The sequence below is a fragment of the Rhizobium sp. P1_E6 genome (genome assembly GCF_056405875.1).
The window spans coordinates 17,729-41,104 of record NZ_JBFUBG010000002.1 but is presented as its reverse complement, the minus strand read 5'-3'; the positions used below and the strand labels follow the sequence as shown (position 1 = coordinate 41,104).

At 60.6% G+C, this 23,376-nt stretch carries 24 protein-coding genes; 10 read left to right on the top strand and 14 right to left on the bottom strand.

Annotation, left to right across the window (positions count from 1 at the left end; translation table 11 throughout):
* The first annotated feature begins 16 nt into the window (after positions 1–16).
* Positions 17–250: a BolA/IbaG family iron-sulfur metabolism protein gene (locus AC1D35_RS01725; protein WP_007826248.1), complete on the top strand. Its 234-nt coding sequence runs from the start codon at positions 17–19 to the stop codon at positions 248–250.
* A gap of 129 nt (positions 251–379) precedes the next feature.
* Here AC1D35_RS01725 and AC1D35_RS01720 read toward each other — a convergent pair whose 3' ends face one another.
* The gene (locus AC1D35_RS01720; RefSeq protein WP_113310669.1) at positions 380–1,525 is read right to left on the bottom strand and encodes an alpha/beta hydrolase family protein; all 1,146 of its coding nucleotides are present in this window, start codon (positions 1,523–1,525) and stop codon (positions 380–382) included.
* Positions 1,526–1,691: 166 nt separating this feature from the next.
* Between AC1D35_RS01720 and AC1D35_RS01715 the strand changes: the two genes are divergently transcribed.
* The 5 genes from AC1D35_RS01715 (at position 1,692) to hisC (ending at position 6,436) form a co-directional block, all read left to right on the top strand.
* The gene (locus tag AC1D35_RS01715) at positions 1,692–1,922 is read left to right on the top strand and encodes a hypothetical protein (protein ID WP_113299444.1); all 231 of its coding nucleotides are present in this window, start codon (positions 1,692–1,694) and stop codon (positions 1,920–1,922) included.
* A 307-nt stretch (positions 1,923–2,229) separates the two neighbouring features.
* Entirely contained in the window at positions 2,230–2,568 is a 339-nt protein-coding gene (gene grxD, locus AC1D35_RS01710) for a Grx4 family monothiol glutaredoxin (RefSeq protein WP_113299446.1), read from the top strand.
* A 137-nt stretch (positions 2,569–2,705) separates the two neighbouring features.
* The gene (locus AC1D35_RS01705) at positions 2,706–3,953 is read left to right on the top strand and encodes a multidrug effflux MFS transporter (protein WP_477938213.1); all 1,248 of its coding nucleotides are present in this window, start codon (positions 2,706–2,708) and stop codon (positions 3,951–3,953) included.
* 111 nt (positions 3,954–4,064) lie between these two features.
* Positions 4,065–5,345, top strand: a complete 1,281-nt coding sequence (locus AC1D35_RS01700; RefSeq protein ID WP_113299447.1) for a multidrug effflux MFS transporter — start codon at positions 4,065–4,067, stop codon at positions 5,343–5,345.
* A 32-nt stretch (positions 5,346–5,377) separates the two neighbouring features.
* Positions 5,378–6,436 carry a histidinol-phosphate transaminase gene (gene hisC / locus AC1D35_RS01695; protein ID WP_113310671.1) on the top strand — a complete coding sequence of 353 codons (1,059 nt, stop codon included), beginning with the start codon at positions 5,378–5,380 and terminating at the stop codon, positions 6,434–6,436.
* Between the two features lie 27 nt (positions 6,437–6,463).
* Here hisC and AC1D35_RS01690 read toward each other — a convergent pair whose 3' ends face one another.
* The 6 genes from AC1D35_RS01690 to AC1D35_RS01665 all read right to left on the bottom strand — a co-directional run bounded on the left by AC1D35_RS01690 (position 6,464) and on the right by AC1D35_RS01665 (position 11,549).
* Positions 6,464–7,288 carry an inositol monophosphatase family protein gene (locus tag AC1D35_RS01690; RefSeq protein ID WP_113310672.1) on the bottom strand — a complete coding sequence of 275 codons (825 nt, stop codon included), beginning with the start codon at positions 7,286–7,288 and terminating at the stop codon, positions 6,464–6,466.
* Between the two features lie 16 nt (positions 7,289–7,304).
* Positions 7,305–8,135, bottom strand: a complete 831-nt coding sequence (locus AC1D35_RS01685) for an inositol monophosphatase family protein (RefSeq protein WP_113299450.1) — start codon at positions 8,133–8,135, stop codon at positions 7,305–7,307.
* A gap of 44 nt (positions 8,136–8,179) precedes the next feature.
* On the bottom strand, positions 8,180–9,046 hold the full coding sequence (ttcA, locus tag AC1D35_RS01680) for a tRNA 2-thiocytidine(32) synthetase TtcA (protein WP_113299480.1): 867 nt from the start codon (positions 9,044–9,046) through the stop codon (positions 8,180–8,182).
* A 59-nt stretch (positions 9,047–9,105) separates the two neighbouring features.
* Positions 9,106–10,035 carry a glutaminase gene (locus AC1D35_RS01675; protein ID WP_477938212.1) on the bottom strand — a complete coding sequence of 310 codons (930 nt, stop codon included), beginning with the start codon at positions 10,033–10,035 and terminating at the stop codon, positions 9,106–9,108.
* 168 nt (positions 10,036–10,203) lie between these two features.
* Complete coding sequence (gene rpsD / locus AC1D35_RS01670) at positions 10,204–10,821, bottom strand: 30S ribosomal protein S4 (RefSeq protein ID WP_113299451.1); 618 nt, start codon at positions 10,819–10,821, stop codon at positions 10,204–10,206.
* A gap of 197 nt (positions 10,822–11,018) precedes the next feature.
* Positions 11,019–11,549 (bottom strand): MarR family transcriptional regulator, encoded by a 531-nt coding sequence (locus tag AC1D35_RS01665; protein ID WP_113310673.1) that lies wholly within the window; start codon positions 11,547–11,549, stop codon positions 11,019–11,021.
* 100 nt (positions 11,550–11,649) lie between these two features.
* Between AC1D35_RS01665 and AC1D35_RS01660 the strand changes: the two genes are divergently transcribed.
* A complete protein-coding gene (locus AC1D35_RS01660; protein ID WP_113310674.1) occupies positions 11,650–11,985 on the top strand; it encodes a cupin domain-containing protein in 336 nt (111 codons plus the stop codon).
* 6 nt (positions 11,986–11,991) lie between these two features.
* On the opposite strand, the gene AC1D35_RS01655 is transcribed toward AC1D35_RS01660, so the two are convergent.
* The 6 genes from AC1D35_RS01655 to AC1D35_RS01630 all read right to left on the bottom strand — a co-directional run bounded on the left by AC1D35_RS01655 (position 11,992) and on the right by AC1D35_RS01630 (position 19,221).
* Entirely contained in the window at positions 11,992–13,506 is a 1,515-nt protein-coding gene (locus tag AC1D35_RS01655) for an ATP-binding protein (protein ID WP_113299454.1), read from the bottom strand.
* Between the two features lie 109 nt (positions 13,507–13,615).
* Positions 13,616–14,791 (bottom strand): MFS transporter, encoded by a 1,176-nt coding sequence (locus AC1D35_RS01650; RefSeq protein WP_113310676.1) that lies wholly within the window; start codon positions 14,789–14,791, stop codon positions 13,616–13,618.
* Between the two features lie 99 nt (positions 14,792–14,890).
* Positions 14,891–15,691, bottom strand: coding sequence for a glutamate racemase (murI, locus tag AC1D35_RS01645; RefSeq protein ID WP_113310677.1), 801 nt, complete (start codon positions 15,689–15,691; stop codon positions 14,891–14,893).
* Complete coding sequence (locus AC1D35_RS01640; protein ID WP_113310678.1) at positions 15,672–16,502, bottom strand: RNA methyltransferase; 831 nt, start codon at positions 16,500–16,502, stop codon at positions 15,672–15,674. The genes murI and AC1D35_RS01640 overlap by 20 nt, the downstream gene beginning before the upstream one ends.
* A gap of 8 nt (positions 16,503–16,510) precedes the next feature.
* Entirely contained in the window at positions 16,511–18,544 is a 2,034-nt protein-coding gene (locus AC1D35_RS01635) for an FUSC family protein (RefSeq protein ID WP_113310679.1), read from the bottom strand.
* Positions 18,545–18,678: 134 nt separating this feature from the next.
* Complete coding sequence (locus AC1D35_RS01630; RefSeq protein WP_113310680.1) at positions 18,679–19,221, bottom strand: hypothetical protein; 543 nt, start codon at positions 19,219–19,221, stop codon at positions 18,679–18,681.
* A gap of 190 nt (positions 19,222–19,411) precedes the next feature.
* On the opposite strand from AC1D35_RS01630, the gene AC1D35_RS01625 reads away from it, so the two are divergent.
* Entirely contained in the window at positions 19,412–20,623 is a 1,212-nt protein-coding gene (locus AC1D35_RS01625) for an NADP-dependent isocitrate dehydrogenase (protein ID WP_113299460.1), read from the top strand.
* Positions 20,624–21,071: 448 nt separating this feature from the next.
* Positions 21,072–21,701 (top strand): glutathione S-transferase family protein, encoded by a 630-nt coding sequence (locus AC1D35_RS01620; protein ID WP_113310681.1) that lies wholly within the window; start codon positions 21,072–21,074, stop codon positions 21,699–21,701.
* A 63-nt stretch (positions 21,702–21,764) separates the two neighbouring features.
* On the opposite strand, the gene AC1D35_RS01615 is transcribed toward AC1D35_RS01620, so the two are convergent.
* Positions 21,765–22,616: an AraC family transcriptional regulator gene (locus tag AC1D35_RS01615; RefSeq protein ID WP_113310682.1), complete on the bottom strand. Its 852-nt coding sequence runs from the start codon at positions 22,614–22,616 to the stop codon at positions 21,765–21,767.
* Positions 22,617–22,742: 126 nt separating this feature from the next.
* Between AC1D35_RS01615 and AC1D35_RS01610 the strand changes: the two genes are divergently transcribed.
* Positions 22,743–23,375: a LysE family translocator gene (locus AC1D35_RS01610; protein WP_477938192.1), complete on the top strand. Its 633-nt coding sequence runs from the start codon at positions 22,743–22,745 to the stop codon at positions 23,373–23,375.
* The last annotated feature ends 1 nt before the right edge of the window (position 23,376 follow it).

Sequence of the window (23,376 nt, the reverse complement as noted above, 5' to 3'; positions counted from 1 at the left end):
GCAAGGAGTAACGATCATGGCCATGAAACCCGGCGATATTGAAGACATGATCAAGGCCGGGATTCCCGGTGCCAAGGTGACGATCCGCGATCTGGCAGGCGATGGCGACCACTACGCCGCTGAAGTCGTCGCCGAAGCTTTCCGCGGCAAGAGCCGCGTGCAGCAGCACCAGATGGTCTATGAGGCGCTGAAGGGCAATATGGGCGGCATCCTGCACGCGCTTGCTTTGCAGACCTCGGCGCCGGATTGAGATGCAAGCTTCGGCCTGTGGAAATGAATAGGCCCGGCGGGAAGGCATCCTTCCGCCGGGCCTTTTTGTTTTGGAACAGACGCGGTTGGCTCGAAAGTGATCGACGTCGCCTCACCTTTTTCCGTTAACTCAGGCGGGTAGCTTGCTCTGATCGGGATTGGCAAAAACCGAGGCCGGCATTGGGCCGGCGGTGAGCAGCGTGAAATCGAAAGAAGATTTCATGTCCGGCCCCAGCACGTACTGGCGATGCACACGCAACTGATCCCCACGAATCTTTTTGTAATGCTCCGGCGTCAGCATCTGCCGTACGCGGATATGGATCATGCTCGCCTGCGGGGCATCCGGATGGCCGGAAACGCTGACGACCGGCACCTTGTAGAAATTGATCGAATCCGTCAGGCACTGCACGTCCAGCCAGAAAATATCCGGGCAACGTGCAATCAGGCCGACGCGTGAACGCAAAAGCGTGGCAGATGACATCAGCGCGCATTGCAGGATGGCGCAGCCAAGTGTCGCAAACACCACGCGCTTGCCCTTGAATGCGTCAGGTTCGCGCTCGAGCAGAATGCCGACGACGTGTGCTGCGACGCTGGAGCCCATGCTGTGCGAGGAGATGACATATTCATCGGCCTCCTCATTGAGCGCCTCACCCATCGACGTCGCGCATTGCTCCAGCCAGTCGTTGAATTCGGGCCTGTCCATGCGTGCCAGCGCCATCGCCATTTCCCAGTCGGCAAAAAGATGCAGCGTGTGGAAGCGCTCCGAGAATGGCAGGAAGCCGAAGATGAAGAAGATGGCCGCCAGCGGCGCGCTCCAGCCGAGATGCCAGCCGGGAAGTCCCAGCCAGTAAGGCAGCGTCAGGATCTGCAGCGTGATGACGATTGCAAGGGCCGTCAGCAGGAAGGGAAAGATAAAGAACAGTCCGAAGCGCCAGGCATGGCGGAAATAGCCGGCCATACCGCCTTCCCGCACCACTTGCCAGAAGCTTAGAAAGCCCGTCGCGATCCGGCTTGCCGTATTTCCCATGCGTAGCCGCTGCACCAGATCATTATGGTCGAAGACATGCATACGCGTCTTCGTCTGCCAGCCATCGGCACCCGTGCCGACATCGAAGGAAACATAGTGCCCTTCGTTTGCAGCACCCGTCGCGACATTATAACCCCAGACGGATGCGCTTTGCCGGGCGGTACGCTCATACCGCGCCCGGTGTGCTGCGCCATCAAGCGGCTCGAAGCCGGGGAAATGCAGCACAACCCGCTTCTCGACGAGTTTCATGGTCTTTTTCTTCTTTCCGGCGGGTTGAGGGCGACGTTGCCAGGATGACGGGTTCGCTTGAAAATACGGCGAAAAACCGGATAAAACCTTCGAACCGACTTGCTAAGCGAACTCTTCCGGAATTCAATAGCGGAAGGTGCGTTTTGATCAGATTGGGAGGGATTTTGTGGCTAGTCTCGTGAATGAACTGGTGTCAGGCGTGGTCAATAGCGTTCTGAAGGAAATCTTGAAGAAGACGACGGGTCGCACCACGACCAAGCGCAAGCGTCGCAAGGCAGCTTCAGTAACAACGAGCCGCACCATGCGCAAGGCAACCTCGACGAGCCGTAAGCCCGCTCGCAAGCAGGTCAGCAAGCGCCGCACGGCGGCAGGCCGCAGTAGGCAGCGCCCGGCCTAAACCTTTTCCATCGTAAGCTGCAGTGCTTGCATTTCCTTGCGGCAAGGGCATGGGCGAATGCGATCTCGATGTCATGACCGAAGTCTCGCAATGGGATCTCGGCCACTTCACCGATACCGATATAGAACAGACCCAGGTCTGCCTCACCCAGGGAGCCGTAACGCTTAGGCAACAATGTGCGCCTCAGAGTGTCGCGGATTGGTCTTTTTTTGGTTTTGGCGGGTGGAATTCCGGCCCCCACATGCTATCTAAGGAAAACGATTGAAACGGCGGGCCTTTAACCCGCCTGTTGAAAGGATTAAGGCCTATGAGCGGTATCAACGAATTCATCGAAAACGAGATCAAGAGCAACGACGTCGTCCTCTTCATGAAGGGCACGCCGCAGTTTCCGCAGTGCGGTTTCTCCGGCCAGGTCGTCCAGATTCTCGATTACATCGGTGTCGACTATAAGGGCATCAACGTGCTCGCCGATTCGGAAATCCGCCAGGGCATCAAGGATTATTCCAACTGGCCGACGATCCCCCAGCTCTACGTGAAGGGCGAATTCGTCGGCGGCTGTGACATCGTGCGGGAAATGTTCCAGGCCGGTGAGCTGCAGCAGCACCTCCAGGAAAATGGCGTCACGGTTAAGACCGCCGTCGCCTGATCGGTCACCGGGCGTCCRTCCGGTTTCCAAATCTGTATCTTGAGTTCGAGGCGCTGCGCCAAGCAGCGCCTTGACCTGTTTATGGGAATTTCATTGTGACAGATTCATCACAAGCCATGTCCGCGGGTCGGCTGCCCATGGGCAAGCTCGAATTTATCGCGCTTGCGGCTTTCTTGATGGCCGTCAACTCGCTGGCAATCGACATCATGCTGCCCGCACTGCAGCAGATCGGCTCAAGCCTCGGTGTCGAAAACGAAAACCATCGTCAGTATGTCGTTTCATCTTATCTTTTCGGCTTCGGCCTCGCCCAGCTTTTCTACGGTCCGCTTTCCGATCGCTTCGGTCGCCGTATTCCGCTGCTGATCGGGCTCGTTATTTATATCGTTTCTGCTTTCGGCATTGCCGTCGTCCCGAGCTTTGCGGGTCTTCTCGTGCTGCGCTTCATCCAGGGTCTCGGTTCGGCAGYCACCCGCGTCATTACGATCTCCATCGTCCGCGACGTCTACGGCGGCCGGCAGATGGCGGAAGTCATGTCGCTGATCATGATGGTCTTCATGATCGTGCCTGTCATTGCGCCCGGCAGCGGCCAGATCATCATGCTCGTCAGCACCTGGCACATGATCTTCGTCTTCATCGGCACGATGGCGACGGCTGTCGGCATCTGGATGTATCTGCGCCTGCCGGAAACGCTCGATCCGGCGAATGTTCGTCCCTTCACGGTCCGCTCGGTGGCGCAGGGCTTCGCGATCTTCCTGTCGAACCGCATCGCCCTCTGTTACACCATCGCCAGCACGATTCTCTTCGGCGCGCTGTTCGGCTTCATCAACTCCGCCCAGCAGATCTATGTCGGCATCTATGGGCTTGGCGTCTATATGCCGGTCGCCTTTGCCGGTGTGGCGCTGTTTATGGCCTTCTCGTCCTTCATCAACTCGCAGCTGGTCGGCCGCTTCGGCATGCGCCGCCTGTCGCATGCGTCGATCCTCGGCTTCTGCATTCTGAGCTTCATCTGGCTCATGGTGCAGATCTTTGGACCGCAGCCGATGCCCTTCGTGGTCTTCATCATCTTCTTCGCGCTGGTCATGTTCCAGTTCGGTTGGATCGGCTCCAACTTCAACTCGCTCGCCATGGAGCCCCTCGGCCACCTTGCCGGCACAGCCTCCTCGGTGATCGGCTTCATGAGCACGATCGGCGGGGCATTGATCGGAGCGATGATCGGACAGGCCTTCGACGGCACGGCAACGCCGATGATATTAGGTTACTTCGTCGTGTCGCTTGCTGGCATCGTTTTCGTGCTGATCGCCGAAAAGGGACGACTGTTCAGGCCGCAGCACGCACCGCTGCCGAAGGACGCATCAATTTCGAACTTCACCGATATCGGGCACTGAAGTTTTCAGACACATCGGGCCGGCGGGACACCATGGTAGGGACTCCGCCGCCCTCCCACATCGAATTCGGCCGCGTTTGCGGCCGCTCTTCCGTCATTCAGGGGGATTCGGATGACTCCGACACACAAACCGCACACGGAAAACCAGGGTTCTGCCCGCATCGGCATGGGCTTTGTCGAATTCGTGGTCACCATCGCCATCATGACTGCCAGCATCGCCATGGCGATCGACAGCATGCTGGCTGCGTTACCCAGTATCGGCCATTCGCTGGGTGTGACCAACAGCAATGACACGCAGCTCGTCATCGGCGTGTTCTTCCTGGGCTTCGGCGCCTCGCAGATTGTCTTCGGCAGCCTGTCGGATGCTTTCGGTCGGCGCAACATCCTGCTCGGCGGCCTAGCCTGCTATGTGGTCGGCATGTTTGCGGCAGCCGCCACCGGCAGCTTCGAGATGCTGTTGATCATGCGTTTCGTTCAGGGCATCGGCGGCGCAGCCGTTCGCATCACCACCATGGCGATCGTCCGCGACTGCTTCGGCGGCCGCGAAATGGCGCGTGTCATGTCCTATGTCATGATTGTCTTCATGATCGTGCCGATCGTCGCCCCTTCGGTCGGCCAGATGATCATCGCCTATGCCGAATGGCATTGGATCTTCATCCTGCTCGGCATCGTCGCCTCTATCCTATTCGTCTGGGCGCTGCTGCGGCTGAAGGAATCCCTCCCGCCGGAAGAGCGCATCCCGTTGTCCTTCGCTGCTGTTGGCGACGGCTTCAAAACGGTTCTCACCAACCGCATCACCTGCGGCTACATGATCGGGCTCACCATGTTCACCGGCGTCATCAGCGCCTATGTGATCTCGGTCCAGCAGGTCTTCGGCGAGGTCTATGGCCTTGGCGACTGGCTGCCGATTGCTTTCGCGGCGACGGCCGGCGGCATTGCAGTCGCCAACTTCGCCAATGGCATGCTGGTGCGCAGCTTCGGCATGCGTCGTATTTCGCATGCCGCCATGCTGCTCTTCACCATCGTCTCGGCGATCGGCTTCGTGGCGGCGCTGGGCGGCACGCCGTCCTTCGCCTTCTCCTATGCGCTCTTCTCGATCCTGCTCATGATGTTTGCCGTGATCGCCACCAATTTCACGGCGATCAGCCTGGAGCCGATGGGCAATCTCGCCGGCACGGCAACTGCGGTGACGGGTTTCGTGTCGACGACCTTCGGCGCCCTTCTCGGCGGCGGCGTCGGTCAGCTCTTCAACGGTACGGTGCAGCCGCTCTTCGGCGGCTTTGCGCTCTTCGGTCTTGTCACTGTGGTCATGGTGCTCTGGGCCGAAAAAGGCAAACTTTTCACCCATCCCGGCGACAGCCCGCAGATCGACCCCGGCGCCGTTCACATGTAATGCTGCAGCAGGCATAAGACTGGAAGTTCACGATGAGCCGTTTCTGGAGCCCCGTTGTCCAATCCCTGACGCCCTACGTGGCGGGCGAACAGCCCGTCATCGACGGGTTGGTCAAGCTCAACACCAATGAGAACCCCTACGGCCCATCGCCCCGCGCGTTGGCGGCGATCTCGGAAACGGTCAATGACACGCTGCGGCTCTATCCCGAACCGACCGGGCTGAAACTGCGCCAGGCGATTGCCGCAAGCTACGATCTCGATCCCGGCGAAGTCTTCGTTGGTAATGGTTCGGACGAGGTTCTGGCGCACACCTTCCAGGCGCTGCTAAAGCACGAACTGCCCCTGCTCTACCCGGATATCACCTATAGCTTCTACCCGACCTATTGCGGTCTCTATGGCATCGATTTCCGTGAGATCCCGCTGGACCAAAAGATGCAGGTCAGGATCGAGGATTATCGGCAGCCCTGCGGCGCGATCATCCTGCCCAACCCGAATGCGCCGACCGGGACCGCACTGCCTCTTGCGGCGATCGACGCGTTAATCGCCGAGCATCCGGATCAGGTTGTCGTTATCGACGAAGCCTATGTGGATTTCGGCGGTGAGAGCGCTATCCCGCTCGTCCGGAAATATCCGAACCTGCTCGTCGTCCAGACCTTCTCGAAATCGCGCGGCCTTGCCGGCCTGCGCGTCGGTTTCGCGGTCGGCCAGCGGCCGCTGATCGATGCGCTGGAAAGGGTCAAGGACAGTTTCAATTCCTATCCGCTGGACAGGCTCACCCAGGCGGGCGCCGTTGCCGCCTGGGAGGATCAGGACTGGTTCAGGAAACATTGCGATCTGATTATCGCGAGCCGCGAGCGCCTGACCGCCGCTCTCAGGGGGCTGGGCTTCGAAGTCTTGCCGTCTTCTGCCAATTTCGTATTCGCCCGCCATGCAGAGCGCGGCGGCGCGGAACTTACTGGTGAGCTGCGAAAGAGAGCCCTGCTCGTGCGGCATTTCCGCAAGGAGCGCATCCAGGACTTCCTGCGCATCACCATCGGCACCGATGCCGAATGCGACAAGCTTCTCGACGCGCTGCAGCAGATCCTCGCCTGATCGGCACCGACGACGGGCTTGCCGGCTTCAGACCGTGAAGACCTCGCGGCGCAGMACGTCCCAGCTTTCCTTGTCGGGCGTGATCAGCAAGCCGCCGCTGACATGATGCGGCAGATAGGCCGAGCCGTCGAAGCGGGCGGCATAGGCGCCGGCTTCCTGGCTGATCAAGGTACCGGCCAGGTGATCCCAGGGCATCAGCTTGTTGTACATCAGGTAATGCACATGCCCGCCGGCAAAGGCGCGGTATTCGTGGGCCGCACAGCGGTAGTTGGTGAGGAAGCGTACCTTGGCGAGATTGCCGAGGATCTCTGCGCGCTTCTCCTGCGGCAGGTAGCCGGTGGAGGCCATGCCGACCATCTGGTCGAGCGCGACCGGCGCGGCAACGCTCAGCCGCTGCGCCTCGCCGTCCGGCCGGCGCAGCCAGGCGCCGCCGCCCTTTTCCGCCATGACCCAGTCGTCGCCCATCGGATCATAGATGATGCCGGCGACCGTCTCGCCTCTGGAGACGACGGAGGCCATGACGCCGAAGGCCGGAATGCCGGAAGCGAAATTGAAAGTACCGTCGACGGGATCGACGATGATGGCGAGATCAGCGCCGTTAAGCTTGTCGAGAAGTGCTGCATCGGCAGAAACCGATTCTTCCCCGATGAAGAGCGCCTCCGGCCAGAGGCGCGCGGCCTCCGCCTTCAGCATTCTTTCAGCCTGCTCGTCGGCTTCCGTTACCAGATCGGTCGCTTCCGTCTTGGCGCGCACATCACCGCTGCCCAGTCGGCGAAAGCGCGGCAGGATCTCGGCTTTCGCTGCCTGCCGCAAGAGATCGGCAAGCGTCATCGTATCTATGGCAGTGGTCATGGCGGTTCCTTTCGGTTTATCGGTAGCCGACGATCTCGTTTCGGATCATCTGCCAGCTTTCCTTGTCGGGAGCCGAGATGATGCCGCCGGAAATCTCGCCCGGCCTGTAGGGCGTTCCGTCGAACTTGGCGGTATGGCCGCCGGCCTCCTGATGCGTCAGCACGCCGGCCAGATGATCCCACGGCATCAGCTTCGGATGGCCGATGAAATGCAGCTTGCCCGAGGAAACCATCCAATATTCATAGGCCGAGCAGTTGAAGGCGAAGGTCATCTTGATCCTCGCCATATTGGCGGCAACGCGCGAACGATCGGGTTCTTCCATATGGCTGCAGGCCATGGCGCCGATCATGCGGTTAAGCTCGATCGGCTCTGCGACCTTCAGGCGGACAGGGTCGCAATTGCGCTTGTGCTGGAAGGCACCGGCGCCCTTGAGGGAAACGACGGTGTCGCCGAGCGCCGGATCGTGAATGATGCCGGCAACCGTTTCACCCTTGACCGTCACGGCCAGGATCGTACCGAAGACCGGCATTCCCGCTGCGAAATTGAAGGTGCCGTCGACGGGGTCGATGACGAAGGCAAGATCGGCATCGGCCAATGCCGGCACGACGGAACGATCAGCCTCATAGGCTTCTTCGCCGACGATCAATGCCGAGGGAAAGCGCTCGCGGATGGCCGCGGTCAGATAGGCCTCGGAGCGCAGGTCGGCCTGCGTGACGAGATCGATGGAAGATGTCTTTTCGGAAACATTGGCCGCAGCCGCATTGCGGAAGCGCGGCATTATCTCTTCTTCGGCGACATGCCGGAGGCAATCGCCGAGAAACTCTATGTCATTGTCTGAGAAAATCATTTTGGACTCGTTGCATGGATCTGCAGACGCTCATAGCAAGTCCATTATGACGTTTGGGTGACGCTCAGTGCAGAAAAGTCGAAAAGTTTGGGATCAAGCAGATGCGACGGGTTCACATGGGCGAGCGCGCGCAGCATCGTATCCTTGCGGCCGGGCATGCGGCGCTCGATATCGGCGAGCATGTCCTTCATCGCATTGCGCTGCAAACCGTCCTGCGAGCCGCAGAGATCGCAGGGGATGATCGGGAACTGCATGGCAGCAGCGAATTTCGCCATGTCGTCCTCGGCGCAATAAGCAAGCGGCCGCAGCACCATCAGGTTACCTTCGTCATTGAGCAGCTTTGCCGGCATCGAGGCAAGCCGCCCGCCGTGGAAGAAGTTCATGAAGAAGGTCTCGAGGATATCCTCGCGGTGATGGCCGAGCACTAACGCATCGCAGCCTTCTTCCTTGGCAATGCGATAGAGATTGCCGCGGCGCAGGCGCGAGCAGAGCGAACAGTAGGTGGCTCCCTCCGGCACTTTTTCCTTCACGATGGAATAGGTATCGCGATATTCGATGCGATGTTTGACGCCGATCTTCGTGAGGTATTCCGGTAGTACATGCTTCGGAAAATTCGGCTGGCCCTGGTCGAGATTGCAGGCAATCAGCTCCACCGGCAACAAGCCGCGCCATTGCAGGTCGAGCAACAGCGACAAGAGCCCGTAGGAATCCTTGCCGCCGGAAATGCCGATCAGCCAGCGTTTCTGGCCCTTCAGCATGTCGAAGTCGTCGAAGGCCTGGCGGACCTGTCGCATCAGGCGTTTGCGCAGCTTGTTGAAGGAAACCGTATCAGGCGCATTGGCAAATAGCGCATGGCCGATGCCGGCTTCAGCCACTTCCAGATCGTCGGCAATATCGGCTGCGATATTCATCTTCTCATCCATCTGATGCGCGCGTCCTGCTTAGCAGAAACCGGCACTCCAACCCAGTCTCAATCGCCGAAAACGGACCAGCCGGTGCGGGCAGCCAGCATCTCAAGTGYCACGGCGCCAAGCTGTGAATTGCCAACCTTGTTCAGCCCCGGCGACCAGACGGCGATCGAGGCAATGCCCGGCGCCACCGCAAAAATGCCACCGCCGACACCGCTCTTGCCCGGCAGGCCGACATGATAGGCGAAGTCGCCCGATCCGTCGTAATGGCCGCAGGTCAGCATCAGCGCATTGATGCGCCGCGCCCGCTTCGGCGAAACCACCGAATGGCCTGTCAGCGGATGGCCGCCACGCGCCGCCAGGAACAGGCCGGCGCGGGCCAGTTGCTCGCAGGTCATCGAAAGCGCGCACTGGTGGAAATAAACGCCGAGCACGTGATCCACCGGATGGTCGAGATTGCGATAGGAGCGCATGAAATTGGCGAGCGCGAAATTGCGGTAACCGGTCGCCGTCTCCGAACGCGCCACCTTGTCGTCGATGGTGACGGATTCGTCATCCGCCAGGTAGCGCACGAAGCGCAGCAGTTCACCGATTGCCTCGCGCGGCGCATGACCCGCCATGACGACATCGCTGACGGCGATCGCGCCGGCGTTGATGAAGGGATTGCGCGGGATGCCGTGCTCATGCTCGAGCTGCACGATGGAATTGAAGGCCGAGCCCGAGGGCTCGCGGCCGACGCGCTTCCACAGCCCCTCGCCCACCTTGCCGAGCGCCAGCGTCAGCATGAAGACCTTGGAAATGCTCTGGATGGAGAAAGCCACATCGGCATGGCCGACGCTATAGACCTTGCCATCGACGGTGACGATCGACAGGCCGAACTGATTGGGATCGACCTTGGCAAGCTCGGGGATGTAATCCGCCACCTTGCCCTCGCCGATGCGCGGCGCCAATTCCTTGTAGATGCTGTCGAGGACTGTCTGCAAATCCATGATGGCTTCTCTCCAGAGAACAAAAAAGCCGCCTTGTAAGGCGGCTTTTCTGTATGCGAAAACGCCTCTCGCCCTGCTGCGCCGCACATCGTAGATGTGCAAAGGACGCAGCAGCATCGTAAAAACGCATAAGCCTTTCCGACAATCGAATTCGATTGTCGGGGCTATGCGTTAGCGAGAATAGAATTCGACGACCAGCTGCGGTTCCATGACGACCGCATACGGAACGTCGGCAAGCGTCGGAACGCGTGCGAAAGTGGCAACCATCTTGTGGTGGTCGACTTCGACGTAATCAGGAACGTCGCGCTCAGCGAGCGAAACCGATTCCAGAACCGTAACGAGCTGCTTGGAGCGTTCACGAACTTCGATGACGTCGCCGGCCTTGCAACGGTAAGAACCGATGTTGACGCGGACGCCGTTGACCGTGACGTGGCCATGGTTGACGAACTGACGGGCAGCAAAGACCGTCGGAACGAACTTGGCGCGATACACGATCGCGTCGAGACGCGACTCCAGAAGACCGATCAGGTTTTCCGAGGTATCGCCCTTGCGGCGGTCAGCTTCAGCGAAGATTGCGCGGAACTGCTTCTCGCGCAGGTCACCGTAGTAACCCTTCAGCTTCTGCTTGGCGCGCAGCTGCACACCGAAGTCGGAAAGCTTGCCCTTGCGGCGCTGGCCGTGCTGGCCCGGGCCGTATTCGCGGCGGTTCACCGGGGACTTCGGACGGCCCCAGATGTTTTCGCCCATACGGCGGTCGATCTTGTACTTAGACGATTCGCGCTTGCTCATCGTATTTCCTTTCAAAAAGTTAGGACGGTTTGTTGCCAAACCGCGCGAAGGAAACACGCCCTCCTTTGATCCCGTTTCCGGGACCCGACAGGATTTTTCCATTCGCGAACGGACAAAATCCACGGGACATGTCAAATGAAACACCGGACATTGCTGCCCGGTGCTCGGGCGGTCTTTAGGGATAAGTCACAGGATTGTCAAACAGAATCTGCCGCAGCAAGCCCGTTCTCACCCGCCCGTTCGAGCGAACCGGCAAGTTTGCGCAAGAGCCCGGCCAGCGCCCGACGCTCGTCCTCATCCAGTCCGTCGAGATGGCCGAGTTCCCGCTTCATGTCTTCGCGGAAGGCGGCTTCGGCACGGCGGATGCCCTCCTTCGTCAGCGCCACCTCGAAGCTGCGCTTGTCCCCGGCAGAGCGCTCGCGCCGGATGAGCCCGGATTTCTCCAGCCTGTCCAGCCGGTGCGTCAGCCCGCCCGAGGAAATCATCAGAAGGCTGTAGAGCTCCGTCGGGATCATTCGGTATGGCGGCCCAGCGCGCCGGATCGTCGCGATCACGTCGAACTCGCCGCGATCGAGATCGAATTCCGAGAATGTCGCCTCGATGGATGGCCGCACCAGATTGGAGATCCGGTAGATGCGCCCGAGAATGCTCATCGGCGTCGTATCGAGATCGGGCAGCTCTTCCGCCCAGAGAGCGCGCAACCGGTCGACATGGTCTTGTTTTTCCATGGTCACTCCAAAACTATCTTGACGAGAAGATAAATTGGGAAGATTATCTTCTCGTGAAGATAAGTATAGCGAACCTGCAGCGTGATCCAAGGAGGAAATCATGTTCCATGTCCTACCGCGTGAAAGCCAGCAGCAGTTCGCCAATCGCACCATCCGTTTCGAGGGCGGCGATTACGGCGCGCCGGTCTCGATCTTCCTGATCGACAACGAGCCTGGCCAGGGGCCGGACCTGCATATTCACCCCTATACGGAAATGTGGATCGTGCGCTCCGGCAAGGCGCGCTTTACCGTCGGCGAGGAGACGCTGGAGCCCAACGTCGGCGATATCGTCATCGTCAATGCCGAGACGCCGCATTGCTTCAAGAATGTCGGAACGACGCGGTTGGAGCTCACCTGCATCCATGCCAGCCCCGAAATCATCCAGAGTTGGGTTTGACGCGGTTTATTCGGCAGCGCTCTTCAGAAAATCGCTGTCGGGCGCATCGGCTGAGCCTGGTGCGGTTTCGGCCTGCAGGTCCGGAAAGGCAACGATGCGCTTGCCGCTGAAATCCGCGTGCACGACGATGAGCCCTTGCTCCTCGAAATAACCGAGCAGCCGGCGCGCGCGACGGGCTGAATGAGTGCCGTAAGCACGAGCGATACGGGAATCAGAAGGGCAAGCCTCGCCGCCGATCGCAGCCTTCGCCATCATCAGGAACACGCCCTGCAGATCGTCGGTGACGCCGTTCGACAGTGAAAGTGCCGTCGCCCACGCCTCGCCTGCCGCCATTTCGGGATCGACGCCGGAGCGCGAAACCGCAACGCGCCGTCGGAATTCCGGCAGCGACATCGGCGGACCGGGAACGCGGCGCATGCGCAGCCGCACCAGGAACTCCTGATAGAGAATTGCATCGGTGCGGAAGCCGGAGCCCGGATCGTCGAGGATTTCGGCGAGCACGCCGGCAAGCCGTTCCTCACGCTCCTCGGCCGAGATTTCCGGCTGCGCCACACGCGGCTCGGAAGCCTGCAACGGTGCTGCTGATGGCGTCGAGCGCGACAGCTCAGCCAGAATATCGGTGGTCGGGCGTGGTGCGGGCGGAGTACGCCGCACGATCGGCCGCTGAAATTCTTCCGGGTCGGGTGTGAAGATCAGGTCTTCCACATCCTGCGGCGCATCCGGCAACGGCATCAGCTTCGGGCTGGAGGAGCGCGCAGAGGTCTCTACATTGCCGATCTGGATCGGCAGCGGCCGGCGCGACAAGGCCGGGCCGAGCGCCACGAAATGACCGCGCTTGAGATCTCGGAACATTTCCGCCTGGCGGCGATCCATGCCGAGCAGGTCTGCGGCACGCGCCATGTCGATATCGAGGAAGGTACGGCCCATCAGGAAGTTCGAGGCTTCGGCCGCGACGTTCTTCGCAAGCTTTGCAAGGCGCTGCGTGGCGATGACGCCCGCAAGCCCGCGTTTACGTCCGCGGCACATCAGGTTGGTCATGGCACCGAGCGAAGCCTTGCGCGCATCTTCCGACACATCGCCGGCGACCGAGGGCGCAAACATCTGCGCTTCGTCGACCACGACGAGAACAGGATACCAATATTCGCGATCGGCATCGAACATGCCGTTGAGGAAGGCGGCAGCTGCCCGCATCTGCTGCTCGATATCGAGACCTTCCAGCGTCAGAACGCAGGATACGCGGTGCTGGCGGATACGGTTGGCAATGCCGGCAAGCTCGGCCTCGGTGCGCTCACCGTCGACGACGACATGGCCGTAGCGGTCGGAGAGCGTGACGAAATCACCTTCGGGATCGATGATGACCTGTTGCACCCATTGGGCTGACTGTTCCAGCAGACGGCGGAGAAGATGCGACTTGCCGGAACCGGAATTGCCCTGCACGAGCAGACGCGTCGCCAGTAGCTCCTCGATATCGAGCGTCGCCGGAGCGCCGGACGCCAGTCCCATATCGATGCCAACCTGCACGTCCAATTCCCCTTACAAATTCCCGGCCCGTCTCTAGCAGATTCGCAGGCACTGTTGTCGTCAAACCGTCAAGAACCCACAGGGAAAGTCAACCTTGGGAAATAGCGCTTCACACCGCCTCGCGCTCGATAAGGTCGCCTGCCATCTCCGTCTGCGTCGGGATCAGCAAACGGGTGCAGAGCAGGCTGACGAAAAGCGGTACCAGCAAGACCGCAAGCCCCACACGCAAGCCCAGGAGTTCGCCGAGAAAGCCGATGATCGGCGGCCCGATGAGAAAACCGCTCAGGGCTGCGAAGGAAAGCGTCGCAACGCTTGAAGCGGGCGGGCGGTCGGTCAGCGAGGCAACTGCCGTCACCGCAAGCGGAAATCCGACCGAAACGCCGACACCGACTGCTGCAAAGCCCAGCAGGGCAAGCGGCGTCGCCGGCGCAAAGAGAACGACAAGCATGCCGGCAAGCGAGGCGATGCCGCAGCCGCGGGCAATGGCAACCGCGCCGAAACGGCCTTTCATGTAATCACCGCTGAAGCGCCCCGCCGCAACCATGAAGGCAAAAACCGAATAACCAAGGCCGGTTTGCGCGCCCGCGGCATTCATGACATCGCGGAGGTATACCGCCGACCAATCGGCGATCGCACCCTCAGTCATCGTCACACCGAAGACGAAGGCGCAGATCCCGAGCAGGGCAAGACTGGGCGGCTTGAAGCCGGTCTTTACCTGCGAATTCTCCTCGTGGTGACTTTCAGGCAATTTCGGCAGGCGCAGGCTGGTAATCAGCCCGGCCGGCAGGACGACGATCGCCGTGATCAAGATCGACCAGTGCGGTGAAAGCCCGATGGCTATGGCACCAACACCGATCAGGCTGCCGACCATGATGCCGAGGCTCCAGAAGCCATGGCAGCGGCTCATGATGATCAGCCCCGTCGCCTTCTCCGTCACATCGGCCTCGACATTCATGCCGAGTTCTACCGTCGAGAGCGCGACCCCGACGATCATCAGGGCAAAGAATAGAAGCGTGGTGCTGGGCGCGAAGGCCGGCAGCGAAACCACCGCAAGAAAGAAGATGAAACCATAGATGATCGCCATACGCCCGCCGATGCGCGAGACGAGGCGGCCGGCAAACGGCAGGGTGATCAGCGTGCCGATCGGCAATCCCAGAAGTGCGACGGCGAGATCGGCGGTACCGAGTTCAAGCTTCGCCTGAATATCAGGAATGCGCGGCAACCAGGCGCCAAAGGCTATCGGTTGCAGAAAGAAGATCAGCATGACTAGTCTTTGCAGCGGCACAGCCCACCCCTTTGCATCTTGAGCGCCAAACACCCGCTCGCGATTCCCCGCGGAGATCTTGCGCGATGAGACAGATGAAATAAAGCGCGCAGTGCCTTCTCAGGCGCTCAGCCCGAAACCTTGCATCAGCCGCCGGGTGGCAAAATCGGGATTGCCAGATGTAAAGACGGCAAAGTCGAAATTATCCGGGTGAACCGCATCGGCCACCTGCGGCACCAACGTGCGGGCGCGCCGCGCAATGGCTTCCGCCGGATCCAGCCAGTCCACCGGCCAAGGCGCCAGCCTGCGGAATAGATTGGCCATGAAGGGATAATGCGTGCAGGCGAGCACGACGATATCTGTCTTGCGCCCGTCCTTTTCGACGAAACACTGCTCGATTTCGGCCGTCACAGCCTCATCGGAAACGGTATCGCCCCGGATATAGGCTTCCGCCATACGCGCGAGGTTTTCGGAACCCACGAGCCGCACATGGCATTGCTGCGCGAAGGACTGGATAAGGTCACGCGTGTAGGCGCGCTTGACCGTGCCGGGGGTGGCCAACACCGAAACGAGGCCGGAGCGCGTGCGCTCGGCGGCAGGCTTGATGGCCGGCACCGTGCCGACGAAGGTCATCTGCGGAAAGGCGGCGCGCAAGTCTGCGCCCACAAGCGTAAAGGCCGTGTTGCAGGCGATCACGCAGACTTCCGGGTCGTAGTCTTCGAGCAGCTTGGCGAAGAGCCCGATGATCCGCTCCTTCAATGCCTGCTCTTCCCAGCCGCCATAGGGAAAGCCGGCATCGTCGGCAATGTAGATGAAGCCGCGCTCCGGCATCAGCACGCGCGCCTCGCGCAGCACGGTCAGCCCGCCTATGCCTGAATCGAAGACGAGGACGGGTTTCAGCTCATTCGTCGGCGCTGTCATCGGTCGGGGCACCCTTGCCGGATCGAGAAAAACCGCCCGCGCGCGGCTTGTCGCGCGAAAAGCGGTCGAGGGAGGAGATGACGCCGCGCAGCACGCTGATTTCCTGTTCCGTGAAGGCCCGGCGAGAGAGGACAGCACGCAGGTTGTCGACCATTTTCGGCTTTTTCGAGGATGGGTGGAAATAGTTGCGTGAATCGAGCGCTTCCTCGAGCTGATCGAACAAGCCGAAGAGCTGCTCCTTGGTGGAGGGCCGCTGCTCGAGCGCCTGGAACGGCACGGCCTCCAGATCCTCCAGGCTCGATTTCATCCATTCATAGGACATCAGCAGCACGGCCTGGGCGATATTGAGCGAGGCGAAGGCCGGGTTGACCGGGAAGGTGACGATCTCGTCGGCAAGCGCCACTTCCTCGTTGGTCAGGCCCCAGCGCTCGCGCCCGAAGAGGATGCCGGTTGCTTCGCCCGCCCGGAACCGGCTGCGCAGAGTTTGCGCGGCAAAGACCGGAGCGCGCACCGGCTTGTAATTGTCGCGGCTTCGCGCCGTCGTCGCATAAACGAAGTTGAGGTCGGCAATCGCCTCTTCCAGCGTGGCGAAAACCTGAGTGCCCTCGATCACGTGATCGGCCTTGGAGGCTGCGGCCTGCGCCTTCTCGTTCGGCCAGCCGTCGCGCGGATTGACGAGGCGCAGATCGACAAGACCGAAATTCGCCATGGCGCGCGCCACCATGCCGATATTCTCGCCCATCTGCGGCTCGACCAGAATGATAACCGGCCCTTCGGCCAGAAGTTGACGCTCGCTGTTCGTGCCCGCCATCGTATTTCCTATTCCTGATTTACGGGCGCAATAGCTTTGCTGGCCGTAAACGGCAAGTCCCGCGTCTCTGCGGGATAGAGCCGCTCCAGCGTCGAGCCGATCATTTCGACGGCAAGCCGCGTGCCTTCCCGCCACAGCGGCAGGTGGCGGCCGGTCGGCCGCATCTGCTTGCGGATGACGAGGAAACATTCCGAGCCGCGTGGTGCAGCCGCGTCCAGAACGCCGATATCGTCAGCGATCCTGCGCTTCAGATCGTCGTCGACGGCATCGGCCGTGTGGTTGCGGGCCAGAATGCGCGACCAATAGGTGATCGAAAGGAAGATCGCCAATGTCTGGCGGATCTGTCCCGGCCTGGTGACAATGGACCAGGTGGAGCCGAGAGGGCGCGCGGCGAGCGTAATGTCGCGGTAGCAGGCATCGACCTTCTGCGAGATGACGATGAGTTCCGGCTGGCTCTTGTTCGATACGGCCGACAGCAGCTCCTTCAGGGTGTCGAACCACTTGGCGACCGCCGTATCGAGTGCCCCGCGCGTGCGTGCCGGCAGGACGAGGAAGGCAACCAGCGTTCCCGCGATCGCGCCGATGACCGTTTCCTCAAGTCGCAGTTTCAGGAGATCGAAGGTCAGGACACCCATCATGCCATAGACCAGGCAGAGCACGATCGAGATGAAGAAGGTCATCGTCGCATAGGAACTCTGCAGGAAGTAGAAGGCGAGGAAGACGCAGACGATCGAAACGGCAATGGCAATACCCATCTGGTGGGAAAGCAATGAGGCCAGCACCAGGCCGAAGGCGATGCCGAACAGCGTGCCGATCGAGCGCTGCAGCGCCTTGATGGCCGTGTCGCCGCGCGAATTGGTATTGCTGAAGACGAGGAAGGAAGCGAGCACCGCCCAGAACCAGCGCTCGCGCGACAGCGCCAGCCCGAGCGTCATGGCAATCGCCGCCGCCAGCGTGATCTGCAGGGCAGAACGCATCACCGGGTTCTTCAGCGAGAAATCGACTGCCGTGGGCGTGCTGACCTCCTCGACAGAGGCGATCTCGGCAAAATCCGTCCCGCGCCCGGTATCGATCGTTTCGATGAGCTGCCGGCGCGCCGCTCCGAGCCAGAGCAGTGCCCGCGCCGTCTCGCCCTGCGGCTGGCCTTCCATATCGGCGACTGCCTTTTCCTGCGCAGACAACACTGCCTTGTCATCCTCGATGACGGCATGGATGAGCACAAAGGATGGCGCACTTTGATAGCTCAGCACGATGGCGCTTTCAGCCGCCAAATGCGCATCGAATAACCGGATCGCCAGTTCCGCGGCCGGAGCGGAAGCGCCATCAAAAACGCCGCCCGGCGGGCGCGGAATGAAGCTCTCGGCCATCAGCACTACTTCTTTCAGCCGGTCTTCCAACTGGCGCAGTTCCTGCCGATCGGCCTCATCGACCTTTCCATCCGCTGCAAGGGCAGCGAGCTTGAAGAGGATCTGATTGATGCGGCCCCGCACGCTCTCCAGTGAACGCAGCAGGTCGCGCCGCCAATTGTCGGGCAGAAGCACCGCCCTCACCCAATGGCTAACAAGCGCCGAGACAACAGGGCCGATCAGGACGACAGGCAATTCCCCGATCGTCGGGTGGAAGTAGGAGCCCATGAAATAGGAGGTGAAAGCGAACATGCCGATCGCAAAGCCACGCGGGCCGTAAACGCGCGCCACCGAGGCGAGGAAAATCACCACGAGGAAGATGAAATCCGAGAGGACGCGATGCGATTCAAGCACGGCCGCAATGCCGACCACCAAGAGGCTCGCAAGACAGCCGAGCAGCCTTGTGATGAGCTGGCGCGTCGAGCCCTTGTCGCGCACGGCAACCCCGCCTTCGATCGACAGCACGATGCCGAGGCCAAAGGAGGCGATCGGCAGCGGCACGACAAGCATATGGATCAAAAGCAGGATCGCGAAGGACAGGACGATCGACAGCGTGACGCGCGAGCCCATGCGCAGGCGCGAAAGCGCCGGGTCGTTGGCGAGCAGCCAGTCTCGGAATTCAAATCCGGAAATCACCCTTGCCAGTCCTCATGCGCACCTGACGCGACGACACCCGAGAGCCAGATACCGTCGTCGCGGCAAAAATCAAATCACATCCGGCATCGCCAGCATGGTGATCCCTGGGCGTCACCGGTCGGCGATCCCCAGCTTCATTCGCCATTGGCGATCTGCACCATGGCTTCCTTCAGCGAGATCGGCCCCTGCCCCTCCTCGCCCTGGATCATGATGTCGTCGATGACGGCTTTGCTGTTCTCGTCGATCACCTCGAAACGCACGGTCGTGAGGGCATCCTTGTCGGGTGTGCCATCCATGCAGGTCGCCGCCTTGAATTTGACGGTCACTTCGGTCGTGCCGTTTGCCGGCTGGCCGCTTTCGATGGAAAGATCCTGCAGCGGGCAGGCATCCTGGCCGTTGACGATCACGTCGTAATCGAAGGGGGAGATGCCGTCTTCGTCGGCTGCCGGGTTCTGCGCAGCAGCCTTGTATTTGTCCCCAAAGTCCTTGCTGTAGAGCCGGTTTAGCGTGGCCTCGTCGAAAATATCGATCCAGTCGCTGTTGTCGCCCGCCCAGTTCTTCTGCGTGTCCTTCATGATCTCCTTGACCGGCGCGGTCGCGTCGGCGGCAGCCGAAACGCGCGGCAGGACAGACAGCGCGGCAATGAGGCCGGCGAACAGAACGGCGATCTTTTTCATGGCAAAATGTCCGGGACTCGGGGGCTTCTGTCGGCGAGACTAGCCATTTTCCCGCACTTGGCAATGGCGGCAAAAACGCATTTCGGCGGCCGTTATACTTTGCCTTCCCGGCTCACAATGCTATAGCGCTCCGGACCACATCACCCACCCGGGGACAGCCGTCCCTTTCCTAAGCTTACGAGGCAGATACATGAAGAAGATCAAGGTCGCCAATCCCGTCGCCGATCTCGACGGCGATGAAATGACTCGCATCATTTGGCAGCTCATCAAGGATAAGCTGATCCATCCGTATCTCGACCTCGACATCGATTACTTCGACCTCTCTGTCGAAAACCGCGACGCCACCAACGACCAGGTGACCGTCGACGCCGCCAACGCCATCAAGAAGTACGGCGTCGGCATCAAGTGCGCGACGATCACGCCGGACGAAGCGCGCGTCAAGGAATTCAACCTCAAGGAAATGTGGAAGAGCCCGAACGGCACGATCCGCAACATCCTCGGCGGCGTCATCTTCCGCGAGCCGATCATCTGCCGCAACGTTCCGCGCCTCGTTCCCGGCTGGACACAGCCGATCGTCGTCGGCCGTCACGCTTTCGGCGACCAGTACCGCGCAACCGACTTCAAGTTCCCCGGCAAGGGCAAGCTGACGATCAAGTTCGTCGGCGAAGATGGCACCGTCATCGAGAAGGAAGTCTTCAACGCACCGGGCGCCGGCGTCGCCATGGCCATGTACAACCTCGACGAGTCGATCCGCGAATTCGCCCGCGCCTCGATGATGTATGGCCTGATGCGCAAGTGGCCGGTCTACCTGTCGACCAAGAACACCATCCTCAAGGCCTATGACGGCCGCTTCAAGGACATCTTCGAAGAAGTCTTCGAAGCTGAATTCAAGGATCAGTTCAAGGAAGCCGGCATCACCTACGAACACCGCCTGATCGACGACATGGTCGCTTCCGCGCTGAAGTGGTCCGGCGGTTACGTCTGGGCCTGCAAGAACTATGACGGCGACGTCCAGTCCGACACGGTCGCTCAGGGCTTCGGCTCGCTCGGCCTGATGACCTCGGTCCTCTTGACGCCCGATGGCAAGACGGTTGAAGCCGAAGCCGCTCACGGCACGGTTACCCGCCACTACCGCCAGCACCAGAAGGGCCAGGAAACCTCGACGAACTCGATCGCTTCGATCTTCGCCTGGACCCGTGGCCTCGCGCACCGCGCCAAGCTCGACGACAATGCCGAACTCGCCAAGTTCGCTGCCACGCTCGAAAAGGTCTGCGTCGACACCGTCGAAGCCGGCTTCATGACCAAGGATCTGGCGCTGCTCATCGGCCCGGATCAGCCGTGGCTCTCCACCACCGCATTCCTCGACAAGATCGACCAGAACCTGCAGGCCGCGATGGCCTGAGCCCTGCTCGGATGAACGATCGAAAAACCCGGCCTCTGCGCCGGGTTTTTTGTTGTCTGTCAGGTGTCGGCCTTGGCGTCTAAATTAGCAGATGCTTTAAGAATTAAGCCTCGCGTAAGTTGCAATGGCTATCAATTCGCTCGCCTAGGCATGGAGGTTCTGATGGCCAAGAAGAGTTTTGTCCCCGAATTCCTGCAACTTGTAAGGCTCCTTGCGCGACGCGAGGGGCAGGATATGATTGTTTTTTATCTTGATCTTGCTTTGCTTGAGACCCAGACCCAACATTACAATCAGCGTTGGCGATTGCCTTCCGGTCAGACTGCCGCCGGCGACGCACCGACATCGACCGAGATCATCCGCCGTGCTGCTCTGAAGACGCCGCCTGCACCAAAGGTTGAAATCTCCCGCGCCAATGCTACGAAAAGAGCATGGGAAAGAGGAGAACAGGATGACCGAGGAAATCACCTTCTACACCAACCCGATGTCGCGCGGCCGGATAGCGCGGTGGATGCTGGAAGAAACCGGCGTACCCTATCGTACCGAAATCCTGACATTCGGCGGGACGATGAAGGAGCCGGACTATCTGTCCGTCAACCCGATGGGCAAGGTACCGGCCATCCGTCACAGGACGACGATCGTGACGGAATGCGCGGCGATCTGTGCGTATCTTGCGGACACGTTTCCGCAGGCAGGGCTCGGCCCGCAGCCCGATGAACGGGCCGATTATTACCGCTGGATGTTTTTCGCCGCCGGGCCGCTGGAAGCTTCCGTTACGCTGAAGGCGCTCGGCTTCGAAATCCCGCAGGAGCGGCTGCGCATGGCTGGCTGCGGTTCCTTCGGCGATGTCATGGGTACGCTGGAAAAGGCGGTTTCGGCCGCCTCTCCCTATATCGCCGGCAAGCGCTTCACGGCGGCTGATGTCTATGTCGGCTCGCATGTCGGCTGGGGCCTTGCCTTCGGTGGCATCGAGAAGCGCCAGGTTTTCGTCGACTATTTCGGCCGCCTTGCCGGACGCGATGCCTACAAGCGGGCAACCGCGCTGGATGACGAGGCGGCGAAAGCCATGCAGGCGGCCTGAAAGCAATTCCAGCAAAACTGTGCAGCGGTTTTGCGTCCGGAATTGCGTAGGAAAAAAGCCAAATCAGGCGAGAGGCATATAGATATCAGTCCGTAGCTCGGTCGGCGCGACTTCGCGCGGATTGTTGAGATACTCCTCGAACATGACCTTGTCGCGGATCTGTCGACCCGAGGCTGGCAGCCACTGGGCGTAGAGCCACTGGTAGGCCTTGTACATATCGGCATAAGGCCCCTTGTGGTGCAGCACGGCGTAGTCACCGCCTTCCACCATGCGCCGCTCCAGCGGGGTGTTTGCCGTCGTCTCTTCACCTGCCGTGACACAGGCGACGGAGCGCAGCTTCTCGGCCTGCACGAGATCGGGATCATCGAGATAGACGCCGATCATTCGCATCTCGGGTTTTGCGAGCCCGCGGGCATACAATGTGCCGAACAGCGTCTCGAAGGCCTTGCCGATCTCCATATAGGAGCCGGTATGGGGAACGCCGACCAATTCGAGCGGCGGGATGGTTTTCAGGCTTACGTCAAACATGGCAGGTGCCTTTCCGGAGGTTGAGGGTTCGAAGACTGTATGGCTTCCCTCTTTCCGATAGCGTGCCGGCGGCATTCCATAGACCGCCTTGAAGATGCGGTTGAAGGATTGGAGATTGGGATAGCCTGATCGCTTCGCAATCTCGCTGACATCAAGGTCCGTGCGGACGATATCGCCCGCCGCGCGATGCAGCCGCAGCCGCTTGACGGTCGCCGCCAGCGTCTCGCCATAAATCGCCCGGTAGATCCTGTGCCAGTGATAGCTCGACAGGCAGGCGATCTCGGCCAGCCGCTCCATATCCAGATCCTCGTCCAGATGGTCGTGGATATAGGACGAAACCCGTCTCAGACGGTTCTCGTAGAGCGCCCAGGCCGTTTCACCCACCATGTCAAACCCTTTGCTGTTCGATCGGCCATAACAAAGCATAACCCGATTTGACAAATCCTGCGGACTTGAACCTTCGGCGAATCCGGCGTAGAGCGGAATTCCGGCTCAAACCCATGAGGAAGACTGATGCCGGATTTTTCCACATTGATACTTTTCGCCGCCGCAGCGCTGGTGCTGACCGCCACGCCCGGCCCCGACATGCTGCTGATCGCCTCGCGCAGCATCAGCCAGGGACGCGCTGGCGGATTTCTGACCTATGCGGGCATCGCACTCGGCACCTACTGCCACGCCCTTGCCACAGCTTTCGGGCTTTCCCAGCTCTTCATGACCGTACCTGCCGCCTTTGAAGCCGTACGCTGGGCCGGCTGCTGCTATCTGCTTTATCTCGCCTACAAGACCATCCGTTCGGAAGGCACAGCCTTTGCGCCGGCTGCGACGCTGAAGCGCCTGTCGGGCAGGCGCATCTTCTTCGCTGGCCTAGCAACCAACTCGCTCAATCCGAAAATGGCGCTCTTCGTCATCGCGCTATTTCCGCAATTCGTGAATGCAGAGAGCGGCTCCATGACCGCGCAGATGCTGGTGCTTGCCAGCGTCCTGAACGGCATCGGCCTCGTCGTGAATGGTGCCGTCATTATCCTCGGAAGCCAGATCCGTTCACGGCTTGGCTCGATGCGCCGTTTCCCGAAGCTGCCGCAATATRCGCTGGCAACTGTCTTTACCGGGCTCGCCTGCCGTCTCGCGCTGCAGACCAGAAACTGAC

Excerpts from the sequence above, each read along its gene's own strand:
- murI (WP_113310677.1), bottom strand. The coding sequence starts at position 15,691 with ATGACAGCGCCGACGAATGAGCTGAAACCCGTCCTCGTCTTCGATTCA.
- AC1D35_RS01665 (WP_113310673.1), bottom strand. The coding sequence starts at position 11,549 with ATGGAAAAACAAGACCATGTCGACCGGTTGCGCGCTCTCTGGGCGGAA.
- AC1D35_RS01615 (WP_113310682.1), bottom strand. The coding sequence starts at position 22,616 with ATGGTGGGTGAAACGGCCTGGGCGCTCTACGAGAACCGTCTGAGACGG.
- AC1D35_RS01725 (WP_007826248.1), top strand. The coding sequence starts at position 17 with ATGGCCATGAAACCCGGCGATATTGAAGACATGATCAAGGCCGGGATT.
- AC1D35_RS01720 (WP_113310669.1), bottom strand. The coding sequence starts at position 1,525 with ATGAAACTCGTCGAGAAGCGGGTTGTGCTGCATTTCCCCGGCTTCGAG.
- AC1D35_RS01625 (WP_113299460.1), top strand. The coding sequence starts at position 19,412 with ATGAAGAAGATCAAGGTCGCCAATCCCGTCGCCGATCTCGACGGCGAT.
- AC1D35_RS01630 (WP_113310680.1), bottom strand. The coding sequence starts at position 19,221 with ATGAAAAAGATCGCCGTTCTGTTCGCCGGCCTCATTGCCGCGCTGTCT.
- grxD (WP_113299446.1), top strand. The coding sequence starts at position 2,230 with ATGAGCGGTATCAACGAATTCATCGAAAACGAGATCAAGAGCAACGAC.
- ttcA (WP_113299480.1), bottom strand. The coding sequence starts at position 9,046 with ATGAATATCGCAGCCGATATTGCCGACGATCTGGAAGTGGCTGAAGCC.
- AC1D35_RS01700 (WP_113299447.1), top strand. The coding sequence starts at position 4,065 with ATGACTCCGACACACAAACCGCACACGGAAAACCAGGGTTCTGCCCGC.
- AC1D35_RS01640 (WP_113310678.1), bottom strand. The coding sequence starts at position 16,502 with ATGGCGGGCACGAACAGCGAGCGTCAACTTCTGGCCGAAGGGCCGGTT.
- AC1D35_RS01620 (WP_113310681.1), top strand. The coding sequence starts at position 21,072 with ATGACCGAGGAAATCACCTTCTACACCAACCCGATGTCGCGCGGCCGG.
- rpsD (WP_113299451.1), bottom strand. The coding sequence starts at position 10,821 with ATGAGCAAGCGCGAATCGTCTAAGTACAAGATCGACCGCCGTATGGGC.
- AC1D35_RS01660 (WP_113310674.1), top strand. The coding sequence starts at position 11,650 with ATGTTCCATGTCCTACCGCGTGAAAGCCAGCAGCAGTTCGCCAATCGC.
- hisC (WP_113310671.1), top strand. The coding sequence starts at position 5,378 with ATGAGCCGTTTCTGGAGCCCCGTTGTCCAATCCCTGACGCCCTACGTG.
- AC1D35_RS01685 (WP_113299450.1), bottom strand. The coding sequence starts at position 8,135 with ATGATTTTCTCAGACAATGACATAGAGTTTCTCGGCGATTGCCTCCGG.